Genomic DNA, 19,452 nt, shown 5'->3' on the forward strand with positions numbered 1-19,452 from the left:
GAGCGGCGGTTCGCACGCGGGAGCCCCCGATCCCTCCTACCTCTCCTCCAACGACCTGATCAGCTTCTCCACCATCGCCCGGGAGTCGCGAGGCGACGAGGCCTGCGCGCTGAGCTGGTCGGTGACGGCGAGGTAGTGGTCGACGTCGTCGCGCTTGTCCAGGTAGAGCGCGCTGGTCAGCTGTTCCAGGTAGACGATGTCGGGCAGGTCCGGTTCCAGGAACCGCAGGATCGTTATCGGCCCGCCCGCCGCCGCGTGCCCGCCGAGGTCGAACGGGGCGATCTGCACGGTGACGTTGGGCAGCCGCGTCATCTCCAGCAGATGGCGCAACTGGGCCACCATGACGCCGGGCCCGCCGAGTGGACGCCGCAGGCACGCCTCGTCGAGCACGGCCCACAGCCGGGGCGGGTTCGGGGCGGTGAGCAGCGCCTGCCGCCGCAGCCGCAGTTCCACCCGGCGTTCGACCTCCGGCGCGGCCGCGTGCGGGTCGCCGAGCCGGCAGACGGCACGCGCGTACTCCGCCGTCTGCAACAGCCCCGGGATGAACTGCACTTCGTAGGTACGGATGACGGAGGCGGCCTCTTCCAGCCCGATGAGCGTCTCGAACCAGCCGGGCAGCACGTCGTTGTACCGGTGCCACCAGCCGGGCGTGCTGGTCCCGCGGGCCAAGGCGAGGAACGCGGCGCGTCGCTCCTCGTCCGTGACCCGATAGAGCGTCAGCAGATCGGCCACGTCGCGTTCCTTGCAGCCGACGCGGCCGAGTTCCAGACGGCAGATCTTCGCGTGGGAGCCGCGAATGGCGTCCGCGGCCTCCTCCCGGGTGACGCCGACGGACTCCCGCAGGCGGCGCAGCTGCGTACCGAGAATGATCCGCAGAACTGTCGGGCCGCCCCGGGGGTGCTCGATGTGACGGCGCAGGGGCGGGACGCGCCCCGGCTGCGCGGCTGCCATGCTGGCTCCCGTGTCGGTCGGATGGGCACTCAGTTTCCCACCGCGGCCACCGTCCGTACAGCGGCGGTGACTATCCGGCCGACATATGCGTCAGGCGAGCCCGGCCAGGTCGTCGAAGTCGCCGTCCTTCGCTCCTTGGACGAAGGCCGCGATCTCCGCGCGGGTGTAGATCAGCGCGGGCCCGTCCGGGTGCCGGGAGTTGCGTACGGCCACCTCGCCCTCGGCGAGAACGGCCAGCTCAACGCAGTTTCCGTTGGGGTTGCTCCGGCGGCTCTTGCGCCATGCCGCGCCTTCGATGGCGTCGGCGCGCGTGCCGTTGGTCGGTGAGTTCATCTGCTTTTCCCCTCGGTCGGCGGTCGGTTGCGGCCCGGTGGGGCCGTGCGCCGCGGTGGCGTGAATCGGCCTCCGGGCGGCCGTTCTTGCCGCTGCAATTGCAGATGTACTTGCAGCGGATGTCAGCCGACGGGGATATTAGCTCCTCGGAACTGCGCGGCCCAGACCCCGAATGCCTGCGGGAAGATTGTGATGACCACACACTTGGCACCTACCGTGCCCGACGTCTTCCATGAAGCATCACCGCTCGAACGAGAGCCGTACATGTCGCTCGTCCAGGCCGTGCTGGCGTGGTCGGTACCGGAAACGGCGCCTCGGCCCCGTGACTGCGAACAGATCGCGCTGCTGTTGGCGGCCCATGCCCGCGCCCTCGCCGACGACCTGCGGCACCGCTGCACGCGACTGCCGAAGAGCGGCTCCCTGCGGACCCTGCCCGAGATCGTGCTCGGCGAAGCCGAACGGCGCCTGTCGACGGGGCACCGGGCCACGGTGGCCGGGGTGCAGAATCTCGCCCGGCTCGTACGTGCCCTCTACGAGCGCCTCGACCACCTGCATGCCCCGGCATCCCCCGGCCTTGACCGGCCGTGGTCAGGCACGGGAGGCGCGGCGTAGGAGGACGTGACAGCGGCGGGCCCTCTCCTCAGCGGGCCCGCTCGGCTTCCTCGGCGTAGCGGGCCAGCCCTTCCGCCATGCCCTGCATGAACTTCTGGAGGTAGCGCGGCATGAACCAGCGCAGCAACAGGCTCGTCTCGTACTCGCCGGACCAGCGGATGGCCGTACCGGAGCCGTCGGTCGGCTCCAGTTCGATGCGCGCGCGGTAGTTGCGCATCGTGGCATTGAACGCGTCCTCGTAGGCCAGGAGACGGCACTCGACCTTCTCGGTGAGCCGCTCCCCGGTCACGTTGCGTCCCGTCCGGAAGGCCCGCACGGCCCCGACGCCGTCGTCGCCGCCGGGGTCCAGCCCCACCGACCGCGCCGTGTCCAGACTGTCGACCTTCGACCACACCGGCCAACTCGCCGCGTCGACCAGCAACTTCCAGACGGTTTCCGGAGAGGCGCCGGTGGTCACGGTGACGTAGTACTTGTGCATGATGGAGGGCTCCCATGGGGGCTCGCTGGTGCCTCACCATCTTGCTACCGGCCTCGTGACGTGGCACGGCTTCTTGCCGTTATGGCAACCGTCACTCCGTTCGTCCGGCGCCGTTCGTCCACATGTCTCCCAAGAAGCCGGACGCTACCCACCGCGAGCGACAAGTCCCGCTTCGTGCGCCGTGATGGCGGCCTCCACGCGGTTGCGTGCGCCGAGCTTCGCGAGAACGGCGCTGACGTGGGCCTTCACGGTCCCTTCGACGAGGTGCAGTTCCGCCGCGATCTCCGCGTTGGACAGGCCCGCGCCGAGGCGGGCCAGCACGTCGCGTTCCCGGTCCGTCAGGTGCTGGAGGGGGCGCCGGGGCCGGGCGGCCCGGTGTGCGCGCAGACCGGCGACGACACGGGCGGCGACCCTCGGCGACAGGTAGGCCCCGCCGGAGGCCACCGCCTGCACCCCGTGCAGCAACTCCCGGGGATCGTCCGCCTTCAGCAGGAAGCCACTGGCGCCTTCCTCCAGGGCCCGCTGGATGAAGTGGTCCTCCCCGAACGTCGTCAGCATCACCACGCCGGTCGTCGGCACGGCCCGGTGGATGCGGGCCGCCGCCGTGATCCCGTCGAGGCCCGGCATCTGAATGTCCATCAGGACCACGTCGGGCCGGTGGCGGCCCGCCAGGGAGACCGCCTCCGCCCCGTCGGCCGCCTCGGCGACCACGTCCGTGCGCGGGTCCCTGGCCAGGATGGCCCGAATGCCGGCCCGCACCATCGTCTCGTCGTCGGCGATGAGGACACGGACCGGCCGTTGACCTGGTGTCGTCTCTTCCACACAGCGAGCGTACGACCCAGGTGCGGTACGCGTGGCCGGGCGCCCTCCGGATACGGCCGAAGGCGCGGGACACCCCTGACGAAGGGAAGGGAGGACCTGACGATCGGCCCATGTGCCGCCAGGGGACCGCCCTCTTAGCGTCGTTGTCGCCGCACTGACAGGCGTGCGGCACACGCAGAAGAACCCGAAGGACGCGAAGGGATCAAAGGAACGGTTGTGATCACGCTCAGAGGGCTCAGCAAACGCTACGGCGAGACCGTCGCCGTGAAAGACCTGACACTGGACGTCGACGAAGGAAAGGTGACCGGCTTCCTGGGGCCCAATGGGGCCGGGAAGTCCACCACGATGAGGATGATCCTCGGCCTGGACCACCCCTCGCGGGGCAGGGCCCTCATCAACGGCAGGCCCTACGCCGCGCTGCGCCACCCGGTCCGCGAGGTGGGCGCGCTGCTGGACGCCAAGGCGCTGCACCCGGCGCGGTCGGCCCGCGACCACCTGCTCGCCCAGGCCCGCAGCAACGGCATCCCGGCGCGCCGCGTGGACGAGGTGCTGGAGACCGTGGGCCTGGCCAAGGCGGCCCGGCGCCGCGCCGGCACGTACTCACTGGGCATGTCCCAGCGGCTGGGCGTGGCCGGGGCGCTCCTCGGCGACCCGGCCACCCTGATCTTCGACGAGCCCGTCAACGGCCTCGACCCCGACGGCGTGCGCTGGATGCGCGACCTCGTCCGGGCCCAGGCCGCGCAGGGCCGCACGGTGTTCCTCTCCAGCCATCTGATGAGCGAGATGCAGCTGACCGCCGACCATCTCGTGATCATCGGCAGGGGAGAGCTGCTCGCCGACACCTCCATGGGGGACTTCCTCGCGAGTAGTTCGCGTGCGACGGTGCGGGTGCGCGTGCCGGACCCGCAGGAACGGGCCGTCCTGGTACGCCGCCTCGCGGCGGACCACCCCGGGGCGGCCGGCGCGGCGGCCGCCACCGTGACCGTCGACGCGGCGGACCGGGACGGCATCGTCGTCACGGGGCGGACCGCCCGGCAGATCGGCGACCTCGCCCACCGGTGCGGCGTACGACTGCATCAGCTCAGCGACGTCCACGTGTCCCTGGAACAGGCCTACATGGACCTCACGGCGCACAGCGTCGAGTACGCGACGGGCGTACGGCACGAAGCAGGCCCCGCACCGCACGGCGCCCACCCCCACCGACGCGAGGAGACGCGATGACGGCGCACGAGACGACCGGCGCGGCAGCGCACGGGACCGTGGTCACACCCGGCCCGCATACCCCCGCCCCACCCTCCGGCCATCCGTTCGGCGGTGCGGCAGCGGCGGAGTGGACCAAACTCCGGTCGGTGCGCTTCCCGTACATATGTCTCGCGGCCGGCCTCATCGCGACGGGTGTGTTCACCTTCTACTACGGGTCGATCGCGCGGATCAACGACCATCCCGTCCAACCGGTCGGCCATGCGGCGATCTCGTCCACGGTGCTCGTCCAGTTCGCCGTGGTCGTCCTGGCCATGCTCACGGTCACCGGCGAGTACACGACCGCCAGTATCCGTTCGTCCCTGCTGTGGGTGCCGGTGCGCCACCGCGTCCAGTCGGCCAAGGCGCTGGTCACCGCGCTGGTCTCCTTCACCGCGGGCACCGTGTCCGCCGCGACGGGAACAGCTGTCGCGTGGGGCTCGTTCTCCGGTCACGCCTCCTTCGACGCGGGCGAGACGGTGGGCCAGGCGCTGGCCGTCGGCGTCTACTACGCCCTCATCGCCGTCATGACCGTAGGCGTCTCCTTCGCCACACGCCACGCGGCCGGGGCGCTGACGGTGCTCCTCACACTGCTGTGGGCCTTGCCGAGCATGCTCGTCGGGCTCGGCGGCCCGGCCCTGCTCACGATCAACGACTGGCTGCCGCACAGCGCCGGTGACAGCTTCATGCGCGGCGGCGCCGGCACTCCCTACGGCGCCACCACCGCGGTCTTCGTCCTCCTCGCGTGGGTGCTCGCCGCCCATGTGACCGGCCTGCTCCTGCTGCGCCGCCGAGACGCCTGACCCGGCGACACCCGGACCGGGACCCCTTCCTCGCAGCCCGCCAACGGCCCCTGCGATCGACGTCATACGTGTGACATAACGCCCGCCCGGTGACAGCATGCACCGCACACCCCCGGAGCACCCTCAGGAGAGGAACCCCAAGCGACCATGCGGCGTCATCTCACCCCGCCGAAACCGGTGGCCGCCGACATCGCCCTGTGGGCGGTCTTCGCCACCGCGGGCGCCCTGTGGTTCGGCGACGCCCGAAAGGCTTCGGTCGCCTGGGACCTCGTCCTTCCCCTGACCGCGCTGGGCGTGGCCGTGGCTCTGTCCCGGTGGCGCCGGCCCGGGGCGGCCGTCCTGCTGGCCAACTGCCCGTGCGCCGTGGGCCTCGCCGGTTCCGAGAGCCCGGCGAACGTCTACGCGTTGACGCTGGCCTGCATGAGCTTCCTCCTGGGCGCCCGCACGGCCACAGCGCGTGTCCCACTGCTGGTGCTCGCCGGTTGCCTCACCGCCGACCTGGCCGTACTCGCCGTCCTGCGGGCGCCCGCGGTGTGGTGGTTCTACGCGATGACCATGCTGCCCGCGGCACTCCTGCTGCCATGGCTCGCCGGCCGCTACTGGCGTACGCGCCGTGAACTCGTCGAAGGCGGCTGGCAGTTGGCCCGCGGCCTTGAGGAACGGCAGCACTTGGCCGCGGAGCGGGCACGCCTGGCCGAACGCGCGGCCATCGCCGCCGACATGCACGACTCGCTGGGACATGTGCTGAGCCTGGTCGCCCTGCGAGCCGGCGCCCTGGAGCTGTCACCGACCCTGACCACGCAGGACCGCGACGACGTCGCCGAACTCCGGCGGTCCGTCTCCGACGCCGTCGACCACCTCCGGGAGACCGTCACCGTGCTGCGCGCCGACCCGCGCCCGGGAGCCGACTCCGCGACAACCGACACCGTGGAGGAACTCCTCGGCCGTGCGATCGCCTCCGGTGTACCAGTGCGCTGGGAGCGCGGCGGGTCGCCGCCGACACGATCGCCCCTGGTCGAACGGGCCGTGTACCGGGTGATCCAGGAGGCCCTCACCAATGCCGCCAAGCACGCGCCGGGCAGCACCGTCCACGTCACGATCACGCATGCCGCCGACGCCACACGGGTGCGGGTCGTCAACACCCCACCCGAGCCGGTCCGTTCGCCCGGACCACCGCTTCTCACGTCGAGCGGGAACCACGGGCTGGCAGGGCTGCGCGAGCGGGTGACGGTCCTGGGCGGCACCTTGCGAGCCGGCCCGTACGAGGACGGCTTCGAGGTCGCCGCGGTGCTTCCGCACCACGCCCCGGCCCAGGCGCCGCCACCCGACACGGCCGACCTCACCGGCCTGCCGACCCCAGCGGACCGCGCGGCGCCCGCTGCGGAAATGCCTCTGTCGGTGCCCGAATCGGTGCCCGAATCGGTGCGGCGACAGGCCCGCATCCGCCGCAGCGCTCGGTGGCGCTTCGCGGCGGCCCTCGCGGCCCCCGCCGCCGTGGCAGTCGTCTTCCTGCCGAGCGCCGCCTACCTGGCCCACCAACTCACCGGCAGCGTCCTTTCACCGTCCCGCTACGAGGAGATGCGCGTCGGCACGCCACGCGCGGAACTGGTGCGCATCCTGCCGAGACGGCCGTTCCCGTACGCCCCCGACTCCCTGCGAGCCGCACCCCGCCCGCCCGGCACCACGTGCGACTTCTACCGTTCGAACGGCAACGTGCTGGACGACGTGGATCTTTACCGCCTGTGCTACTCCGGCGGGAGACTGGTCGCCAAGGACACCCTGAACGCGGGCGACGACACGGCCTTCCCGTCGTGACGGCGACCGGGTGAAAGCCGACCGCCTCGCGCAACCTTTGCCGCGATGGGCCGGTTGGGTCCGGCGTCGGCACCCGTACGGGGTGCCGTGTCTTACCGGACAGGAGCCCTGGGCGAAATGAACCCCACCCAAAGGAACACGAACAAGAAGGTGCTGGCCGGGTCGGTGCTGACCTTGATGGCGACCGGTATGGCAGTGACGCCGGCCATGGCCGACGAAGAGGTCCACGGCCACAAGTCGCAGAACATCGAAGTCATCCGTGACGTGTGTCCGACCGTGCAGGACATCGACGCCGTCATCACCATCGAGGTGCTGGACCAGGCCCGCGCCTTCCAGTGCAACGAGATCCGCCAGAAGTCCCGCGTCCGGGACGATTCCGCCGCCACCGCGCTGCCGATCCTGGGCAGGGTCATCAACTGACGCGGTCCTCCCCGATACGCCTGCTCAGCCCCTGCACGGGGCGGGCAGGCGATGCCGGGCCGCTCCGGCGACGGCATCAGCCGGTCGCGTCGAGGGCGTGTTCTTTGAGGAAAGCGCCCGCATGGGCTGCTGCTTCCTCCGCAGTCGCACAGCGCGTCCCATCGGTGCCCGCGGCGGATACTCCGTCAGCGCCCACGCCTGTCCAACTCCAGTCACCGCAAGGCGCCTGCACCAGTTCGGCGGTCCCCCCGAAGAGCGCGAGCGTGCTCCTGCCCGCTGTCGCGGGCACTGAGCGGCGGACGGCGTCGGGCCATTTCTTGCGGGCACCCTGCCGGGTGATGCCCCAGACGGCCCCCATCTGCTCGTAACTGGCGCCGTAGGAGCCAGCGGTCGCTGCCGCGTGCGCGGTCAGCCGCCTGACCTCGGCATCCACTGCCTTCCAGGCGGCCAGGACGGACAGCGCCACTTCGACGGGTTCCGCTTCCCACATACGGTCCGCGGAAAGCCCCGTCTGCCGGGAGCGAATGGCCGAGGCCAGCGGATTCAAGGCGTCGTACAGGGCCTTGTCGAGTTCTGCCTGTTCTTCCGGGGTGAGCTCAGAGACCGTCATGCGGCAACTATAGTTCCCGTAACGGCGAATGGAAACAAAAGTTTACGTACGGGTGGAGCCATGCGGCAGTGTGCGGGCTAGTCCGGGATCGCGTTCGCCGAAGGGGCGTCGCTGCGGCCGTGATGGTGCGTGGTGAACATGTACAGGAGGCCGACGACCACCACGACGCCGCCGCCGAGCAGCACGATCCAGTTGTCGTACCAGGCGGCCTCCGGCGTCCGGGGCCACGCGATGGTGACGATGGCGAAGATCCCGTAGGCCAGCGCCCCGATGTTGACGAGCAGGCCCCACCGGCCCAGCCGGTACTCGCCGCTCGGCTTCCAGCCCTTGACGCGGGCCCGCAGCGCGGCCAGGACCACCATCTGGAAAGAGGCGTAGATGCCGAGGATCGCGAAGGACACGATCTTGGTCAGGGCGTCCGTCGAGATGAGGGAGCCGACGGCGATCAGCGCCGGGATCACCGCGGCGACCAGCAACGCGTACTCGGGCACCGCGCGGGTCGGCGAGAACTTCCGCAGGAACCGGTGGCCGATGATCATCTCGTCCCGGGCGTACGAGTAGATCAACCGGCCGGCCGCGGCCTGGAGGCTGATCGTGCAGGACAGGAACGAGATGAGGACGACAGCCATCACGATCCGCGCGCCGGCCTCACCGAGGGCGTCGAAAAGGATTCTGACCGCGGGGTCGGGGTCCTTCCCCGAGATCACCGCCTGGTAGTCGACGACGGCGAGCAGCAGCGTCAGACAGGTGAAGGTCGCCGCCGCCCCGCCCACATAGATCGTGCGGCGCATCGCCTTGGGGATCACGCTGCCGGGGTTCTTCACCTCCTCGGCGACATCGCCGCAGGCCTCGAAACCGTAGTACTGGTAGAAGCCGATGATCGCCGCCCCGAGGAAGACGGGCAGGTAGGAACCGTCCCCGGCGGCGCCGTAGTCGTCGAAGAGCACGCCGAGACCGTGGAAGCGGTGCGTGACCAGGAGGATGACGCCGACCACGAGGGCGCCGATCAGCTCCGCGCCGAAGCCGATCAGCGCCGCCCAGGAAAGCGACTTCGTACCGGCGTAGTTGATGAGCACGGCGACGACGATCAAGCCGATCGTGCACAGCACGGTGGTGTGCACGGTGGCGTCGAAGCCGAGCAGGATGGCGATGTACGGTCCGGCGCCGTACGCGACACTGGTGATCGTGATGAGCAGCGCCCACATGTAGACCCACCCGGTCATCCACGCCCAGCGCTTGCCCCACAGCCGCCGCGCCCACGGGTAGACGCCGCCCGCGACCGGATACTGCGCGACGACCTCGCCGAAGACCAGCGCGACGAGGAACTGCCCGCAGCCCGCCATGACGAACGCCCAGATCATCGGCGGACCGCCGTCGGCGAGAGCCGTGCCGAAGAGCGTGTACGTACTGACCACGGGGGAGAGGTAGGTGAACCCGAGGGCGAAATTCGCCCACGGTCCCATGTCCTTGCGGAACTCCGACTTCTCTTCCCCGTGCTCCGCGCCCGCGGCGCCCGGGGCGCCCTCCGGCGTCGTGGGAACAGTCATCGGCCGTCCCCCGCCGTCTCCGTGCCCATCGGCTGCGGGGCGGGATTGCCAGTGATGAGGTCCGCCGCGCGCTCGGCGGCGAGCAGCACGGTGACCATGGGGTTGATGGTCGGCATGGTGGGGAAGATGGACGCGTCCACGACGCGCAGCCCGTCGTGGCCGCGCAGCCGCAGCTGCGGATCGAGCACCGCCATCGGGTCGTCCTCGGCGCCCATCCGGCAGGTCCCCGCCGGGTGGTAGACGGTGTGGGCGGCGCGCCGACCGTACTCGGAGAGGTCCGCGTCCGACTGGATGTCCGGGCCGGGCGCCACCTCGCGCAGCAGCCAGTCGCTGAGCGGCTGAGCGGCGGCCACCTCACGGGCGATCCGCAGGCCGTCGACGATCGTCCGCTCGTCGTGACCGTCCGGATCGGTGAAGTAGCGGAAGTCCAGGGCCGGATGGACCGTCGGGTCCGCACTGTGCAGCCACATGCGGCCGACCGAATGGGCTCGCGGCACGTTCGGCGTCATGCACACGCCGTGCTCGGGTACGGGATAGCCGAGCCGCTCCGTGTTGACCGTGAACGGCACCTGGTAGAAGTGGAACATCAGGTCGGGGCGCGGGCCGCCCGAGGAGTCGCGCCGCAGGAAGAGCCCGGCGTCGGAGTCCATGGCCGAGTTGGGCGGCAGCGGACCACGGGTCTCCCACACCATCACCGACTCGGGGTGGTCCAGGAGGTTCTCGCCGACCCCGGGCAGGTCCGCGAGGACCTCGATGCCCAGGTCGCGGAGGTGGTCGGCCGGTCCGATGCCGGAGAGCATGAGCAGCCGCGGCGTGTCGATCGCCCCGGCGCACAACAGCACCTCCGCCTCGGCCTCCAGCGTCGACACGGAACCGTCGGGGTTGCGTACCTGGACGCGGGTGAAACGTCCTTCGTCATCGCGCAGGAGCCGGTACGCCCAGGTCTCCAGACGCAGCGTCAGGTTGGGGCGGTCCATCACCGGGTGCAGGTAGGCGACCGACGCGGACGAACGCGTGTTGGTCCTCGGGTCGTAGGCGAGGGAGAAGAAACCGGTGCCGTCGGTGAAGGGACGGGCGTTGAAGTCGTCGATGACCGGGACGCCGAGGCGGGTGGACGCCGCCGTGACGAAGTCCTCGGCGATCGCGTTGCGGTCGGCGGCAGCGACGGGCACGATCGTGTTCCGCAGCCTGGACCGGTACGGCAGGATCGTCTCCGGCCCCCAGCCGTCGCAGCCGCGCTCCACCCACTCGTCGAGGTCCTGCGGGAACGGCAGGAAGCTGATCAGGGTGTTGTGCGAGGAACAGCCGCCCAGGACGCGAGCCCGGGAGTGCAGGATGTGCGAGTTGCCGCGCGGCTGCTCCTCGGTGGTGTAGCCGTAGTCGAACTCGGAGCCGAGCAGGTTGATCCAGTTGCGCAGCTTCAGGATGCGCTCGTCGCCGACGTCGCTGGGGCCGCCCTCCACCACGCACACCCGGCAGGCCGGGTCCTCGCTCAGCCGGGCGGCCAGTACGGAGCCGGCCGTGCCGCCGCCGATGATGAGGTAGTCGTAGGTCGTCGTCTCGTCGTCCATGCCGTCGCCTTCCCTCGCCCTGCCCGCTCAGCCCTTGAACCAGCCGGAGGGACCCGGCCGCAGGTTCTGGTAGATGTGCTTGGCCTCCTGGTACTCGCGCAGGCCGGTCGGCCCCAGCTCCCTGCCGAAGCCGGAGCGGCCGAAGCCGCCCCACTCGGCCTGGGGCACGTACGGGTGGAAGTCGTTGATCCAGACCGTGCCGTGCCGCAGCAGGCCCGCGACCCGCTGGGCGCGGCTCGCGTCATTCGTCCAGACGCCGCCGGCGAGTCCGTAACGCGTGTCGTTGGCCAGCTCCACGGCCTCCTCCTCGGTCCGGAAACGCTCCACGGTGACGACCGGGCCGAAGACCTCCTCCTGGACGATCCGCATGGCACGGTCGCAGTCCGCGTAGATGGTGGGCAGCAGGAAGAAGCCGCGGGACAGCTCGTCGTCGTCCGGGCGGCGGCCGCCGCAGACCAGCCGGGCGCCCTCGGAGCGGGCGATGTCGAGATAGCCCTCGACCTTCTCGCGGTGCTGCGCCGAGCTGAGCGGCCCGCTCTCGGTCGCCGGATCGAGACCGCTGCCGAGCCGGATGGCCTGGGCCCGCTCGGCCAGCCGCTCCACGAACCGGTCGTGCAGACCGTCCTCCACCAGCAGCCGGGAACCGGCCGAGCACACCTGCCCCGAGTGCAGGAACGACGCCTCCAGCGCGTGGTCGACCGCGGCCTCGAAGTCGCAGTCCGCGAAGACCACGTTGGGGTTCTTGCCGCCCAGCTCAAGGGCGAGGTTCTTCACCCCGGGGGCGCACGCCTCCATGATGTGCCGTCCGGTGGCCAGGCCGCCGGTGAAGGAGACCAGGTCCACGTCGGGGTGGGCGGACATGGCCGCGCCGACGGTGGCGCCGGGGCCGAGCACGAGATTCGCGACCCCGGCCGGGGCCCCCGCCTCGGCGATCAGCCGCATCATGTGGATCGTGGAGAGCGGCGTCGTCTCACTGGGCTTCAGCACGAAGGTGTTGCCCGCGGCGAGGGCCGGGGCCACCTTCCACGAGGCCTGCAGCAGCGGGTAGTTCCACGGGGCGATGAGAGCGCACACCCCGATCGGGTGGTAGGTGACCCGGCTGAGCACGTCGGGGCCGACGTCCACGACCCGCCCGCCGTCCTTGTCGGCGATCTCCGCGAAGTAGCGGAACGCGTTCGAGACGTCCTCCACGTCGATCCGCGCCTCGGCGAGCGTCTTGCCGGTGTCCAGGGTCTCCACGTGGGCGATTTCCTCCTGGTCGCGCAGGAGGTACCGCGCCACCCTGAGCAGTACGTCGGCCCGCTCCCGGGTGGGCGCCGACGACCAGTCACCGCGGTCGAAGGCACGCCGGGCGGCCCGTACGGCGAGGTCGACGTCGGTCTCGTCCGCGTCGTCGACGTCCTGGATGACGGACGCGTCGAACGGGTTGATCACGTCCCGCCGCGCGCCCCCGGCGGCACCGGTCCACTCCCCGTCGATGAACAGTTCCGGCATCGCGGCCTCCCTCGCACTCGTATCCGTCCGGCGCCGAACGCGACCACCGCACGGCACACCGGGGACCAACATCGTCCGCTCGCCCCGCACGGGCCACGCGGACGCACCGGGCGGGGGCGGGTTGGGCGGAGATGTGACCTGGTTGGGCTAGGTCGCGCCGAGGGTCCCCGCAGCGGGGGCGCGGGCCCGTGGACCTGGACGGAGACCGGGGTGGCGTCGAGACGGCGGCGGCTGGCCCGTCCGGGGTGTCCCTGCGCGCTCCGTGTGCGCCGTCCGGGCGTCGCTCCAGCTCACGGCGCGCGACATGGGAACGTGCATCACATGACTTCTTCCCCCCACCCGGACCCCGATCCGGAGCCGCGCGACACCTCAGGACTTGAGCCCGGCGGCGGTGTGCCACCGGGTGAGACCCCGCCCTCGGAGGGCGGCATGTCGGGAACCGGGCCCGCCCACAACCCGCCGAAGGGGTGGTCCAAGGGCCCCCTGGCCCTGATCCTCGGCCTCGCGGCGCTGATCGCCGCGTTCTTCCTCGTCTACGCGCTCGTCCTGCTGCTCTGACGCGGGCGCGCACCGGCGGAGCCGGCACGATCCGTGTGGGGGCCGCCGGGGTCAGAGCCGCGGTGCCCCGCAGCGCGTCACCGTGCCAACGGCCCCCACATGCGGGAGCTTGATACCGGATCGCGGCGTTTGCTACCGATGTGAGGAAACTGATGACTGCTCAAGCGGACCCGGTCACGCTGGTACCGACCGAAGGACGTCGCAGCAAGGGGCGGGTGATCGTCTCCTGGCTCACCACGACCGACCACAAGAAGATCGGTCACCTGTACCTGATCACGTCGTTCGCGTTCTTCCTGATCGGCGGGGCGCTGGCCATGGCCATCCGCGTCGAACTGGCCCGCCCCGGCATGCAGTTGCTCTCCGCCGAGCAGTACAACCAGTCGTTCACCATGCACGGCACGATCATGCTGCTGCTCTTCGCCACCCCGACGTTCGCCGGCTTCGCCAACGCGATCATGCCGCTGCAGATCGGCTCCCCGGACGTCGCCTTCCCCCGCCTGAACATGCTCTCGTACTGGCTGTTCCTCTTCGGCGGGCTGATCGTGCTCGGCAGCTTCCTCACCCCTCAGGGCGCCGCCGACTTCGGCTGGACCGCCTACACGCCCCTCAGCGGCGGCGAACGCACCCCGTACGTCGGCGGCGACCTGTGGATCATGGGCCTTGCGCTCTCCGGCTTCGGGACCATCCTCGGCGCGGTCAACTTCACCACCACCATCATCTGCATGCGCGCCCCCGGCATGACCATGTTCCGCATGCCGATCTTCACCTGGAACGTGCTGCTCACCTCGGTCCTGGTGCTGTTCGCCTTCCCCGTCCTCGCGGCGGCGCTGCTCGTCCTGGAGGCCGACCGGCGCTTCGGCGCCCAGGTCTTCAACCCCGAGAACGGCGGCGCCCTCCTGTGGCAGCACCTGTTCTGGTTCTTCGGCCACCCCGAGGTCTACATCCTGGCGCTGCCGTTCTTCGGCGTGATCACCGAGATCCTGCCGGTCTTCTCCCGCAAGCCGATCTTCGGCTACATCGGGCTGGTCGGCGCCACCATCGCGATCACCGGTCTCTCGGTCACCGTGTGGGCGCACCACATGTTCGCCACGGGCGGGGTGCTGCTGCCCTTCTTCTCCTTCCTCACGTATCTGATCGCGGTCCCCACCGGTGTGAAGTTCTTCAACTGGATCGGCACCCTGTGGAAGGGGTCTCTCTCCTTCGAGCCGCCGATGCTGTGGGCGGTCGGCTTCCTGGTCACGTTCCTCTTCGGCGGCCTGACCGGGGTCATCCTCGGGTCGCCGCCGCTGGACTGGCACGTCACCGACACCTACTTCGTCGTCGCGCACTTCCACTACGTCCTCTTCGGCACCATCGTGTTCGCGATGTTCGGCGGCTTCAGCTTCTGGTGGCCGAAGATGACGGGGACCATGCTCGACATGCGCCTGGAGAAGATCCACTTCTGGACGCTGTTCGTCGGCTTCCACACCACCTTCCTCGTCCAGCACTGGCTCGGGGCCGAGGGCATGCCGCGCCGCTACGCCGACTACCTCGACGCCGACGGCTTCACCGCCCTCAACACCGTCTCCTCCCTCGGGGCCTTCCTGCTCGGCCTGTCGACGCTGCCGTTCCTCTACAACGTCTGGAAGACCGCCAAGTACGGCGAGCGCGTCAAGGTCGACGACCCCTGGGGGTTCGGGCGCTCCCTGGAGTGGGCCACCTCCTGCCCGCCGCCCCGGCACAACTTCGTCACCCTCCCCAAGGTCCGCTCCGAGTCCCCGGCCTTCGACCTGCACCACCCGGACGTCGTCCAGCTCGACCAGAAGGAGAACACCGGCCGGCGGGACGTCTTCGACGCCAGTGGCCACGAAGGCGACCGGTCCTGACCGCTGCCCGCCATGCCGGTCCCTCCTGTGGCGCACCGTTCCGGGCAACAGCCGGGCATATCCCTTAAAGTCACTTTATGATCACAAAAAGGAATGGCTCCGCCTCCCGGCAGGGGCGTCCGCCGGTCTCGCGAGGCACCGGCCTGCTCTGTGCCGCGGTCGCGGCGGGAGCCCTGCTCACGGGCTGTGGCGACGACAACGGCAACGGCAACGACGGCGCCGCGAAGACGGGGACGGCCGAGGCGGCCCCCGTACCCACCGCGACGCCCACCACTTCGCCGGGCGGCCTCACCGACGACCAGGCGGAACGCAAGGCCCTCGTCCCGAAGGCCAAGGTCGGCTACGAGGACGCGCTGCGCACCGCGGTCGCGGCGGTGCCGAAGTCGAAGCCCGTCTCCATCGAACTCAAGGGGCCCGCCGACAAGCCCACTTGGGAGACCGAGGTGGCGACGACCGACGGCGCTGCCCACACGGTGCGCGTCGACGCGGTCTCCGGCAAGGCCGGTGGTGCGCAGGCCAAGAAGGACCAGGACGCGGACGACAAGCGCGAGCTGGCGGACCGGCTCGGCAAGGCCACCGTGACCGCGCAGCAGGCCGCCGAGACCGCCACGGGCAAGACCAAGGGGACCGTCACCTCCGTCGAACTGGAGGACTCCGACTCCAACGGCGGCGCGCCGAAGTGGTCCGTCGACGTCGTGACGACCGACAACTGGAACAAGACGACCTTCGACGTCGACGCGACCAACCGCAAGATCGTCCGCGAGCACGTCGACAAGGACTGACAGCGCTATAGCGGTATGGCGGCATGGCGGTACCCGGCACCTGCCGTCTCCATCGCTGACACCGGCCCCCGCACCGGCCGGTGTCAGCGCGTCATCCGCCGTCGTGCCCCCAGGGCCGGACCGCGTACCCACGTCAGCGCCGCCTCTCCTCCAGTGCCTGGGCGCCCGGAGCGCAGCTCCGTCGCAGGTCGTCGAGTTCGGCGGGCGTCAGGTGTCTGCGGGCGGAGCCGCGGCGGCTGCCGTCCAGCAGGGCGCACGCGCCGTCCAGCCACGGCGGGCACGGCTCGACGCCGACGAACGCGGCGAGGCGGGTGAGTTCCTCCCGGGGGGCGTCGAGGAGATCCTCGTAAGCCAGTGTCATGCCCTGGGCGGCAGGCAGGTCGTCGACGAAGTGCGTGCCCTGTGCGACGAGTTCGGACCACAGGGCGCCGAACCGCCGCAACGGGAAGACCCGGTCGCGTACGAGGGCGGGGTCGAAGCGGTCTTCGAGCAGCGGGGCCAGGTCCGGTGGCAGGGAGCGCACGTGATCGGCCGTCAGCTCGCCGAAGCCCTCGACGCCCGTCCGCTCCTTGATCTCGCGCATCAAGGTGATCGTGCGGTACCCAAGATGGCGGCTCATGGACAGGGCGCAGTCCGGCCCGTCCCGGAAGAGGTGCACGAACTTGGCGTACGGGAAGGCGGCCCGCAGCCCCGGCGCCCACCCCGTCGAATACCCGGAGCGCTCCACGACGGCGGTCCGTCCGAACCGCGCGCAGAGCAGATCGAAGAGGGCTTCGTGGTGTGCGGGGGCGGCCCGGTCGGGCCAGTCGACGACCGCCGCGCGGATCTCATCGAGGAGGCCGTCGGGGTCGTCGGTGAGGTGGGGCAGCACCATGAGGGAGAGCGCGGGGATGCCGGTGGTCTCCGCCGTGTACCGCCCCGGGCGGCGCGTGTAGAGGAACTCGGGCATCGGCACCCCGCTGCGGAGCATGCTCGCGAAGTACGGGGTGGGCCGGAACAGGGCTTCCCAGAACTCCGCGCCCGACAACCGGCCCTCGGGGAAGGCCGCGTCACCGACCGATGCCATGTACTCGTTGAGGCTGAGGACTTCGGGGTGGGTGTGGAGGACGCGGGACAGCGCGGTGGAGCCGCTGCGGCCCGTGCCGATGACGAAGGTCAAGCTGCGCAAGGTCACTCTCCGGTTTCGGCTCAACGCACCTGGGGGCACGTACGCCCGAACGCCGCGCACTTGGCTTCGAAGCCCGGGGGCAGCCAGCTTCCGCCCGCGAGCCGGGGGTGGGCGGGGAAGGCGGCGTGGGCGGCCAGGACGAACATCAGCGACGCCCACAAGCTGTGCAGCCGGACCAGCTGCGGCGAACCGTTGTACATGTCACCGCTGCCGGGCGTCCGCCGCGGCCTGGCGCCGGCGGGCGGCGTTGCCGAGGGCCGAGCCGACCGGGCTCCCGATCACGAAGGCGGGCTGCCCGACGGCCAGTACCGAGCTGTGCCGGTAGGAGCCGTCGCCGACCGCCCGCCAGGTGGAGCGCGAGGCGGGCCCCACCGCCACGGACAGTTCACCGGGCGCCAGGCGGGCCATCGAGGGCACCGGCGGCCGGTGGGCGAGCCGTCCTCGCGTGAGGTCGTCGACGACATGGCAGGTGTACAGGAGGTGAAATCGTCCAGCGGCGTCCAGGGAGGCGGCTGTCCGATGCGCCAGCGCGCGGCCCTCTCATCGGTCGAAGAAGTGCCGGTGCCGGTGGAAGCACTGGTCGAGGCGGCGCTGAGCGAGACGGACCCGAACGTCGCGGGGGCCCTTCGATGGGCCCTGGCACGTTCGGGTGGTGACGGATGGCCCCTGCTGGCCAAGGGCCTCGGGTCACCCGCGGCCGACGTGCGCGAACGTGCCGTCCAGGCCCTCGCCGAGATCCCGGGCGACGGGGCGACCGCACTGCTGCGGGACACCCTCGCCCACCCCGACATCGTGGTCCGCAGGCACGCGGCTCTGGCGCTCGGGGCCCGGGGCGTGGCCGAGGCGGTCCCCACCCTCGTCGACATGGTCGTGGCGGAGGCGAACGACGTCGACGCCGCCGATGCGTTGAGCGCGCTGGCGGGCACCGGTCCCGCGCTCGCCGACGACATCGCGGGCAGGCTCGTCGACCGCCTCGCCGACCACTCCCGTGACGCGTCCGCCCGCCGCCGACGGCTGACGGAGGCGCTCGCCGAGATCCCCGGGGTCACGGCGTCGCGTGCCCTCGCGGAGCTGACCCGTGACGACGACCGTGCCGTCGCCGTGACGGCGGCGTACGTCCTCGGGATACGTGACCCCCGGTGACGCGGGGCGAGGCGACAGCCGGGCGCGGTCAGGGCCGTTCGGTGAGCATCGCCATGGTGCGGCCCATCAGGCCGGGTACGTCGGCGTCGCGTACACCGTCGAGCTGCCACCGGCCGATCCGCACCGACGCCTCCACCACGGCCCGCACGCGGGGGACGCGGCGCTCGTAGTACTCCTGGAACAGCGCGTCGTCCCAGTCCCGGTCGTCCGTGAGGAGTTCGGCGAGGACGAGGGCGTCCTCCAGGGACAGGGCGGCGCCCTGCGCGAGGGTGGGCGGGCAGCCGTGCGCGGCGTCACCGGCCAGGACCACGCGGCCGCGGTGCCACGAACCTTCCACCAGCATCTGGTGGAAGCGGGCGTAGTTGACCCGCGACGGGTCGGTGAGGTGCGCGGTGATCGTCGGCCAGTGGCCGCCGTACCCCTTGGTAAGGCGTCGCATCTCGTCGGCGTACGACTCGGGCGGGATGGACGCGCGGTCGCGGTCGGCCTCGACCACGAACGCGTAGAGCGTGGCGTCGCCGGTGGGGCAGTAACCCGCTATGTAGGCGGCCCCGCCGTAGGTGACGTTGCTGTGGGTGACGTCGGCCGGGCGCGGGGCGGCGACGCGCCAGATGGCCATGCCGGTCGGCTTCGGCTCGGCGGTGACGCCGATCGCGGCGCGCGTGGCGGAGCCGAGGCCGTCGGCGGCGATCACCAGGTCGTGGCGGGCCTCGGTGCCGTCGCTGAACCGCACGGTGACACCGTCCGCGTCCTGGTCCAGGCGCACGGCCCGGATGCCCAGGCGCACCGTGGCGCCGCTCGCGCGCACGGCATCGGCGAGGATTCCCTGGAGCCGGGAGCGCTGTATGCCGACGGTGGACGGCAGGTCGTCGCCGCCGCTGCGGGTGTCGCGCGCCACGTGCAGGACCGTTCCGTCGGGTGCGGTGATGCCAAGGGCGTCGAAGGCGAAGCCGGACGCCCGCACCCGTTCCCACACGCCGAGTTCGCGCAGGACGCGCAGGGCGTTTCCCTGGAGGGTGATGCCCGAGCCGGCGGTGGCGTTCCAGTCGGCCCTGGCCTCGACGAGGTCGACGCGGACACCGGCCCGGCGCAGCAGGATCGCCACGGCGCTGCCGGCGGCCCCGCCGCCGATCACGAGAACCCCGCGGGGTCGATGCATCGACAACTCCCTTGTTCCGTACGCCTCCGGGCATGTGCTGCGCGGAGGCGGGCGCGGTGTCCTCCATCTGACGCCATCCGGC

General features: G+C 71.1%; 20 protein-coding genes and 1 pseudogene. 9 read left to right on the forward strand and 12 right to left on the reverse strand.

Translation table 11 applies throughout. The features are described from left to right. Positions 1–36: 36 nt before the first annotated feature. Both J2N69_RS34220 and J2N69_RS34225 read right to left on the reverse strand, forming a co-directional pair. A complete protein-coding gene (locus J2N69_RS34220) occupies positions 37–951 on the reverse strand; it encodes a helix-turn-helix domain-containing protein (RefSeq protein WP_230904192.1) in 915 nt (304 codons plus the stop codon). A 90-nt stretch (positions 952–1,041) separates the two neighbouring features. After that, positions 1,042–1,284: a DUF397 domain-containing protein gene (locus J2N69_RS34225; protein WP_230904193.1), complete on the reverse strand. Its 243-nt coding sequence runs from the start codon at positions 1,282–1,284 to the stop codon at positions 1,042–1,044. Between the two features lie 192 nt (positions 1,285–1,476). Between J2N69_RS34225 and J2N69_RS34230 the strand changes: the two genes are divergently transcribed. Then, positions 1,477–1,896: a DUF6415 family natural product biosynthesis protein gene (locus J2N69_RS34230; protein WP_230904194.1), complete on the forward strand. Its 420-nt coding sequence runs from the start codon at positions 1,477–1,479 to the stop codon at positions 1,894–1,896. 28 nt (positions 1,897–1,924) lie between these two features. Here J2N69_RS34230 and J2N69_RS34235 read toward each other — a convergent pair whose 3' ends face one another. Next, positions 1,925–2,374 carry an SRPBCC family protein gene (locus J2N69_RS34235; RefSeq protein WP_230904195.1) on the reverse strand — a complete coding sequence of 150 codons (450 nt, stop codon included), beginning with the start codon at positions 2,372–2,374 and terminating at the stop codon, positions 1,925–1,927. 144 nt (positions 2,375–2,518) lie between these two features. After that, positions 2,519–3,196: a response regulator gene (locus J2N69_RS34240; protein ID WP_272595861.1), complete on the reverse strand. Its 678-nt coding sequence runs from the start codon at positions 3,194–3,196 to the stop codon at positions 2,519–2,521. Between the two features lie 216 nt (positions 3,197–3,412). On the opposite strand from J2N69_RS34240, the gene J2N69_RS34245 reads away from it, so the two are divergent. The 4 genes from J2N69_RS34245 (at position 3,413) to J2N69_RS34260 (ending at position 7,473) form a co-directional block, all read left to right on the forward strand. Further along, entirely contained in the window at positions 3,413–4,417 is a 1,005-nt protein-coding gene (locus J2N69_RS34245; RefSeq protein WP_230904196.1) for an ATP-binding cassette domain-containing protein, read from the forward strand. Then, positions 4,414–5,238, forward strand: a complete 825-nt coding sequence (locus J2N69_RS34250; RefSeq protein ID WP_230904197.1) for an ABC transporter permease — start codon at positions 4,414–4,416, stop codon at positions 5,236–5,238. The genes J2N69_RS34245 and J2N69_RS34250 overlap by 4 nt, the downstream gene beginning before the upstream one ends. 147 nt (positions 5,239–5,385) lie before the next feature. Then, positions 5,386–7,053, forward strand: a complete 1,668-nt coding sequence (locus J2N69_RS34255; protein WP_230904198.1) for a sensor histidine kinase — start codon at positions 5,386–5,388, stop codon at positions 7,051–7,053. A gap of 117 nt (positions 7,054–7,170) precedes the next feature. Next, entirely contained in the window at positions 7,171–7,473 is a 303-nt protein-coding gene (locus J2N69_RS34260) for a hypothetical protein (RefSeq protein WP_230904199.1), read from the forward strand. Between the two features lie 76 nt (positions 7,474–7,549). Here the strand turns inward: J2N69_RS34260 and J2N69_RS34265 are convergent, their stop codons facing one another. The 4 genes from J2N69_RS34265 to J2N69_RS34280 all read right to left on the reverse strand — a co-directional run bounded on the left by J2N69_RS34265 (position 7,550) and on the right by J2N69_RS34280 (position 12,695). Next, a complete protein-coding gene (locus tag J2N69_RS34265) occupies positions 7,550–8,083 on the reverse strand; it encodes a hypothetical protein (RefSeq protein ID WP_230904200.1) in 534 nt (177 codons plus the stop codon). Positions 8,084–8,160: 77 nt separating this feature from the next. After that, positions 8,161–9,630 (reverse strand): APC family permease, encoded by a 1,470-nt coding sequence (locus tag J2N69_RS34270; RefSeq protein ID WP_230904201.1) that lies wholly within the window; start codon positions 9,628–9,630, stop codon positions 8,161–8,163. Continuing rightward, positions 9,627–11,201 carry a GMC family oxidoreductase gene (locus J2N69_RS34275; RefSeq protein ID WP_230904202.1) on the reverse strand — a complete coding sequence of 525 codons (1,575 nt, stop codon included), beginning with the start codon at positions 11,199–11,201 and terminating at the stop codon, positions 9,627–9,629. Before J2N69_RS34275 ends, J2N69_RS34270 begins: the two co-directional genes overlap by 4 nt. Before the next feature lie 27 nt (positions 11,202–11,228). Beyond that, positions 11,229–12,695 (reverse strand): aldehyde dehydrogenase family protein, encoded by a 1,467-nt coding sequence (locus J2N69_RS34280; RefSeq protein WP_230904203.1) that lies wholly within the window; start codon positions 12,693–12,695, stop codon positions 11,229–11,231. A gap of 321 nt (positions 12,696–13,016) precedes the next feature. Between J2N69_RS34280 and J2N69_RS34285 the strand changes: the two genes are divergently transcribed. The 3 genes from J2N69_RS34285 (at position 13,017) to J2N69_RS34295 (ending at position 15,900) form a co-directional block, all read left to right on the forward strand. Continuing rightward, positions 13,017–13,253 (forward strand): DUF6480 family protein, encoded by a 237-nt coding sequence (locus J2N69_RS34285; protein WP_230904204.1) that lies wholly within the window; start codon positions 13,017–13,019, stop codon positions 13,251–13,253. 152 nt (positions 13,254–13,405) lie between these two features. Continuing rightward, on the forward strand, positions 13,406–15,118 hold the full coding sequence (gene ctaD, locus J2N69_RS34290; RefSeq protein WP_230904205.1) for an aa3-type cytochrome oxidase subunit I: 1,713 nt from the start codon (positions 13,406–13,408) through the stop codon (positions 15,116–15,118). A 77-nt stretch (positions 15,119–15,195) separates the two neighbouring features. Beyond that, a complete protein-coding gene (locus tag J2N69_RS34295) occupies positions 15,196–15,900 on the forward strand; it encodes a PepSY domain-containing protein (protein WP_230904206.1) in 705 nt (234 codons plus the stop codon). 133 nt (positions 15,901–16,033) lie between these two features. On the opposite strand, the gene J2N69_RS34300 is transcribed toward J2N69_RS34295, so the two are convergent. The 3 genes from J2N69_RS34300 to J2N69_RS34310 are packed head-to-tail and all read right to left on the reverse strand — an operon-like array spanning position 16,034 to position 17,476. After that, positions 16,034–17,074 (reverse strand): sulfotransferase family protein, encoded by a 1,041-nt coding sequence (locus J2N69_RS34300; protein WP_230904207.1) that lies wholly within the window; start codon positions 17,072–17,074, stop codon positions 16,034–16,036. 14 nt (positions 17,075–17,088) lie between these two features. After that, positions 17,089–17,268: a hypothetical protein gene (locus J2N69_RS34305; protein ID WP_230904208.1), complete on the reverse strand. Its 180-nt coding sequence runs from the start codon at positions 17,266–17,268 to the stop codon at positions 17,089–17,091. Between the two features lies 1 nt (position 17,269). Beyond that, complete coding sequence (locus J2N69_RS34310; protein ID WP_230904209.1) at positions 17,270–17,476, reverse strand: hypothetical protein; 207 nt, start codon at positions 17,474–17,476, stop codon at positions 17,270–17,272. A 114-nt stretch (positions 17,477–17,590) separates the two neighbouring features. Here J2N69_RS34310 and J2N69_RS34315 point away from each other — a divergent pair. Continuing rightward, a pseudogene (locus J2N69_RS34315) lies at positions 17,591–18,211 on the forward strand (HEAT repeat domain-containing protein); the annotation flags it as partial. Positions 18,212–18,239: 28 nt separating this feature from the next. Here J2N69_RS34315 and J2N69_RS34320 read toward each other — a convergent pair. After that, the gene (locus J2N69_RS34320; protein WP_230904210.1) at positions 18,240–19,370 is read right to left on the reverse strand and encodes an FAD-dependent monooxygenase; all 1,131 of its coding nucleotides are present in this window, start codon (positions 19,368–19,370) and stop codon (positions 18,240–18,242) included. Positions 19,371–19,452: the final 82 nt, after the last annotated feature.

This window comes from Streptomyces huasconensis, from assembly GCF_021028635.1.
Classification (GTDB): domain Bacteria; phylum Actinomycetota; class Actinomycetes; order Streptomycetales; family Streptomycetaceae; genus Streptomyces; species Streptomyces huasconensis.